Origin of the sequence: Streptomyces sp. AB3(2024) (genome assembly GCF_041862025.1) — a bacterium.
Classification (GTDB): Bacteria; Actinomycetota; Actinomycetes; order Streptomycetales; family Streptomycetaceae; genus Streptomyces.
Genome location: NZ_JBGWAB010000255.1, coordinates 1 through 4,654 on the forward strand (window position 1 = coordinate 1; position 4,654 = coordinate 4,654).

At 74.2% G+C, this 4,654-nt stretch carries 4 protein-coding genes; 1 reads left to right on the forward strand and 3 read right to left on the reverse strand.

The genetic code is table 11. The features are described 5' to 3' along the window. Positions 1–232 precede the first annotated feature (232 nt). Complete coding sequence (locus tag ACEPPI_RS39860; RefSeq protein WP_373920141.1) at positions 233–1,693, reverse strand: MFS transporter; 1,461 nt, start codon at positions 1,691–1,693, stop codon at positions 233–235. 142 nt (positions 1,694–1,835) lie between these two features. Between ACEPPI_RS39860 and ACEPPI_RS39865 the strand changes: the two genes are divergently transcribed. Continuing rightward, a complete protein-coding gene (locus ACEPPI_RS39865; protein WP_373920142.1) occupies positions 1,836–2,453 on the forward strand; it encodes a TetR/AcrR family transcriptional regulator in 618 nt (205 codons plus the stop codon). 161 nt (positions 2,454–2,614) lie between these two features. Here ACEPPI_RS39865 and ACEPPI_RS39870 read toward each other — a convergent pair whose 3' ends face one another. Next, entirely contained in the window at positions 2,615–3,760 is a 1,146-nt protein-coding gene (locus tag ACEPPI_RS39870; RefSeq protein ID WP_373920144.1) for an RNA polymerase sigma factor, read from the reverse strand. A gap of 8 nt (positions 3,761–3,768) precedes the next feature. After that, on the reverse strand, positions 3,769–4,176 hold the full coding sequence (locus tag ACEPPI_RS39875) for a YciI family protein (protein WP_373920143.1): 408 nt from the start codon (positions 4,174–4,176) through the stop codon (positions 3,769–3,771). Positions 4,177–4,654 lie beyond the last annotated feature (478 nt).

A 4,654-nucleotide genomic window follows, 5' to 3' on the forward strand; every position in this document is an offset into this window, starting at 1 on the left:
CCCGGCCCGCTGACCGGAAGGCGCCGGTCGCGGGGGGGGCCCCCCCGCCCCGCCCCGCCCCCCCCCAACCCCCCCCCGGGGGGGGGGGGCGCGGCCCGCCCCCCCCCCCCCCCCCCCGCCCGCGCCCCCCCCCGCCCCCCCCCCCCCCCCCCCCCCCCCCCCCCCCCCCCGCCCCCCCCCCCCCCCCCCCCCCCCCCCCCCCCCCCCCGCGGCTCCTGCCGGGCGGCTCCCGTTACGCGCTCGCGGCCGCTGCGGCCGTCTCCGTCGTCGGCCCCTGCGCGCCCCCGGGGGTGGGCGGTTCCACCCGGGGGGCGGGGATGAGGGCGGCGACGGCCGCGGAGACCAGCGCCAGGGCGCCGCCCAGCAACAGCCCGGTACGGAAGCCGCTCTCGGAGGTGAAGGTGAACCCCCCGGCCGTGGTGGTCATCCGGGCCAGGACCACGCCGACGACGGCGGCGCCGGTCGAGGTGCCCAGGGAGCGCATCAGCGTGTTGAAGCCGTTGGCGGCACCGGTCTCCGCGAGGGGCACCGCGCCCATGATCAGGGCCGGCATGGCTCCGTACGCGAGGGCGACCCCGCTGTTGATCACCATGGCGGCGACCATGAGGCCCGGCGCCGTGCCGGCCAGCAGGAGGGCCACCCCGTATCCGGCGGCGAGTACGACCGCGCCGCAGACGAGCGTGACCTTGGGGCCGCGGGCGTTGGTGAGCCGGCCTCCGAGGGGGGACACGACCATCATCATCAGGCCGCCGGGCAGCATCCACAGGCCGGCGGCCAGCATCGACTGGCCCAGGCCGTAGCCCGTGGCCTCGGGGTACTGGAGCAGCTGCGGGACGACCAGCATGCTCGCGTACATGCCGAAGCCGATGAAGACCGAGGCGAGGTTCGTCAGCAGGACGCGCGGGCGGACGGTGGTGCGCAGGTCCACCAGCGGGTCGGTGGTGCGCCACTCGAACCAACCCCAGGCGGCCAGGACCGCGGCGGCACCGGCGAACAGTGCGACGGTGGTGGCCGAGCCCCAGCCCCAGTCGGCCCCCTTGGAGACGGCGAGCAGCAGGCACACCAGGCCCACGGCCAGGCCCAGCGCGCCGACGAAGTCGAAGCGCTGCCCCTTGGCGCCCGCCGGGACGTCGGGGACGAAGGCCAGGATCATGCCGGCGACGGCGGTGGCGAGCGCCGCCGCGCCCCAGAACAGGAAGCGCCAGTCGGCGTACTGCGCGACTGCCGCGGAGAGCGGGAGGCCGATGCCGCCGCCGATGCCCATCGAGGCACTGACCAGGGCGATGGAGGAGCTGAGCTTCTCGGTGGGCACGACATCGCGGAGCAGGGCTATGCCCAGGGGGATCATGCCCATTCCGATGCCCTGCAGGCCGCGCCCGACGATCATCGGGACGACGCCGCCGGACAGCGCGCACACCACCGATCCGATGATCAGCGGCACCGTACAGGCCAGGAGCACGCGGCGCTTGCCGACCATGTCCCCGAGGCGCCCGCTGATGGGTACGCACACGCCGGCGACCAGGAGGGTGGCGGTGACGACCCACGCCGAGTTGGAGGAGGAGGTGTGGAGGAGCGTCGGCAGGTCGGCCAGGAGCGGAGTGACCAGGGTCTGCATGACGGCCGCCGTGACACCCGCCAGTGCGAGCGTGGCGATCACTTTGCCGGTGTGCGGAGCCGCGGGCGGCTGAGGCATGACGGAATCCCTAAAGGCGCGGTTCGGGGGTGCGGGGAGGCGAGGGTGCGGGCACTCTCTATTCAGTAGTCAACTATCACTTCAGGACTCGCGGGGTGTCAACTCGAACTGGCGGTCGGCCCTCGGTTGTTAGGCTTGGGCCGTGCCCACCGATACCCCCCGGCCCCTACGCGCCGACGCCGCGCGCAACGTCGAGAAGATCGTCCGGGCGGCCCGCGACGTGTACGCCGGGCAAGGGCCCGAAGCGCCGCTCGACGAGATCGCCCGGCGGGCCGGCGTGGGCATCGCGACCCTTTTCCGCCGCTTCCCGGACAAGGCGGCCCTCCTGCGGGCGGTGCTGGACCAGCAGTTCACCCAGGACGTCCTCCCCGTCATCGACCGCGCCCTCACCGACGAGGACGCGCGCCGCGGGCTGACCACCGTGATCGAGGCCGCCCTGACCTCGGCGGCCGACGAGCACCACGTACTCACCGCCGCGCGGAACGCCGGGATCTTCACCGCGGAGACGAGCGCCCGCTTCTTCGACGCGCTCGACCCGTTGGTCGTCCGGGGCCAGCGGGACGGGGTGATCCGGGCGGACCTCGTGCCCGACGACCTGAAGCGGGTCATGGGCATGCTCGTGAGCGTGCTGTGGACCATGGATCCGGCCGAGGGCGGCTGGCGGCGCTACGTGACCCTGGTGCTGGACGGTCTGAGCCCCGCCGCGGCCAGCCCCCTGCCGAACCCCGCTCCCCCGCTGCTGCGCAGGCAGCAGGCCTGAGCCCGCCGGAGTCGGCCTGACCCGGTCTGACTCGGCCCGTCCGGCCGTGGGGCCTACGCTGGAATCGACGGCCGACTCGGCGAGCGGCCTCCGGCCGTCACCCGTGGGCACCTGCCCCTCCCCCTCCGCGCAGGTGCCCACACCCCCGCGCCGTCAGGGCCTCACCGGTCCTTCTGCGCGTTGAGCCGGGCCGCCTGGCGGGTCAGGTGGTCGCGTTCGGCCAGGTTGGACGCCTTGCCGGCCGCCTCGGCGTACAGGCGCGCCGCGGTCACCGGATCCCCGTCGCGTTCGTGGAGGTAGGCCGCCACGGCGGCGAACCTGGGCAGGGACCCATCCAGTGCGGCCAGGGCCGTCAGACCGGCGCGCGGGCCGTCGGCCTCGCCGACGGCCACCGCGCGGTTGAGCCGGACGACCGGGCTGTCGGTCAGCCGGCCGAGCTCGTCGTACCACTCGACGATCTGCACCCAGTCGGTTTCCGCGGCGGTCGGCGCGTCGGCGTGGAGTGCCGCGATCGCGGCCTGGGCCTGGTACTCGCCCAGCCGGTCGCGGGCGAGGGCCGCCCGCAGGACCCCGACGCCCTCGGCGATCGCCCGCGTGTCCCAGCGGCCCCGGTCCTGCGCGGCGAGCGGGACCAGGCTGCCGTCGGGCGCGGTCCGGGCGGCGCGTCGGGCGTGGTGGAGCAGCATCAGGGCGAGCAGTCCGGCCACCTCGGGGTGGTCGATCGCGGCCGCGAGCCGCCGGGTGAGGCGGATGGCCTCGGCGGCGAGGTCGAGGTCGCCGGAGTAGCCCTCGTTGAAGACCAGGTAGAGCACGCGCAGCACGGTGGAGACGTCGCCGGGCCGGTCCAGGCGCACGCCGGAGACGGTGCGCTTGGCCCGGCTGATGCGCTGCGCCATGGTCGCCTCGGGCACCAGGTAGGCCCGGGCGATCTGGCGGGTGGTGAGCCCGCCGACGGCGCGCAGTGTGAGCGCGACCGCCGACGACGGGGTCAGCGCGGGGTGGGCGCAGAGGAAGTAGAGCCAGAGGGTGTCGTCCGCTTCGCGTGCGGGACCGGGCGGCGGCTCCCGGTCGACGCGGTCCTCGCGCCGCCTGCGCGTGGTGTCGGCCCTGGCCGCGTCGAGGAAGCGGCGCCAGGCCACGGTGACCAGCCAGCCCTTCGGGTCGCGCGGCGGGTCGTCCGGCCAGACGCGCACCGCCTCGACCAGGGCGTCCTGTACGGCGTCCTCGGCCGCCGCGAAGTCGGCTCCGCGGCGGACGAGGACGGCGAGCACACCGGGCGTGAGGCTCCGCAGCCGGGCCTCGTCCATGGCAGGGGTCACTCCGTGACGGTGGGGTGGGCGCCCAGGAAGGGGCGCAGTTCGAGCCACTCGTGGATGGGCTTGCCGCCCGCCCCGGGAGCGGCCGAGAGTTCCCCGGCCAGCTCGACGGCGCGTTCGTAGCTGTCGACGTCGATGATCATCCAGCCGGCGATGAGATCCTTGGTCTCGGCGAAGGGGCCGTCGGTGACGGGCGGGCGGCCTTCGCCGTCGTAGCGGACGAAGGTGCCCTCGGGGGCGAGTGCCTGGCCGTCGACGAACTCGCCGGTCCCTTCGAGCTGGGCCGCGAAGTCGTTCATGTACCGCATGTGGTCCGAGATCTCCTCCGGGGTCCACTGGTCCATCGGTACGTCGTTGACCGGGGCCGGGGCGCCGCGGTAGTGCTTGAGCAGCAGGTACTTGGCCATGATGGCTCTCCTCCGTGCGGTGCGGACGCGACCCATTGTGGTCGCGTTCACTGCGGGGACGGAGCGGGGCACGGGTTCTCGACATCGCGGGGAGAATTTTTTTCCAGGCCCCGCCGGACGGTCCCGGAGCGGCCCGCACCCCTCAGTGGGCATAGGGGCTGTACATCTCCAGGAAATGGATCTCCAGGTCGGTGGCCAGGTAGTCCATCCGGTTGGGCAGGGTGCTGTCGGCGCTGGCCGATCAGTCTCGGCCGACGGCGAAGGCGACACCGTGGCTTGCGTACGGTGTCGCCTTCGGGACAGGTCAGCGTGCGGTTGCTACCACTGGCCGGTGATGGGGATGTCACCCGGGCTACCGAAACGGGCCTGGTAGATCACGGAGTTGGAGTCCTTGGCGGCGCCGAAGAAGTCGGACTCCGCCGGACGGTAGACACCGACCTTGTCGGTCCCGTCACCGTTCCAGTCACCCTTGACCGGG

What these genes read in the sequence shown, in the direction of transcription:
- ACEPPI_RS39875 (WP_373920143.1), bottom strand. Translation starts at nt 4,176, where the DNA reads ATGGCCAAGTACCTGCTGCTCAAGCACTACCGCGGCGCCCCGGCCCCG.
- ACEPPI_RS39870 (WP_373920144.1), bottom strand. Translation starts at nt 3,760, where the DNA reads ATGGACGAGGCCCGGCTGCGGAGCCTCACGCCCGGTGTGCTCGCCGTC.
- ACEPPI_RS39860 (WP_373920141.1), bottom strand. Translation starts at nt 1,693, where the DNA reads ATGCCTCAGCCGCCCGCGGCTCCGCACACCGGCAAAGTGATCGCCACG.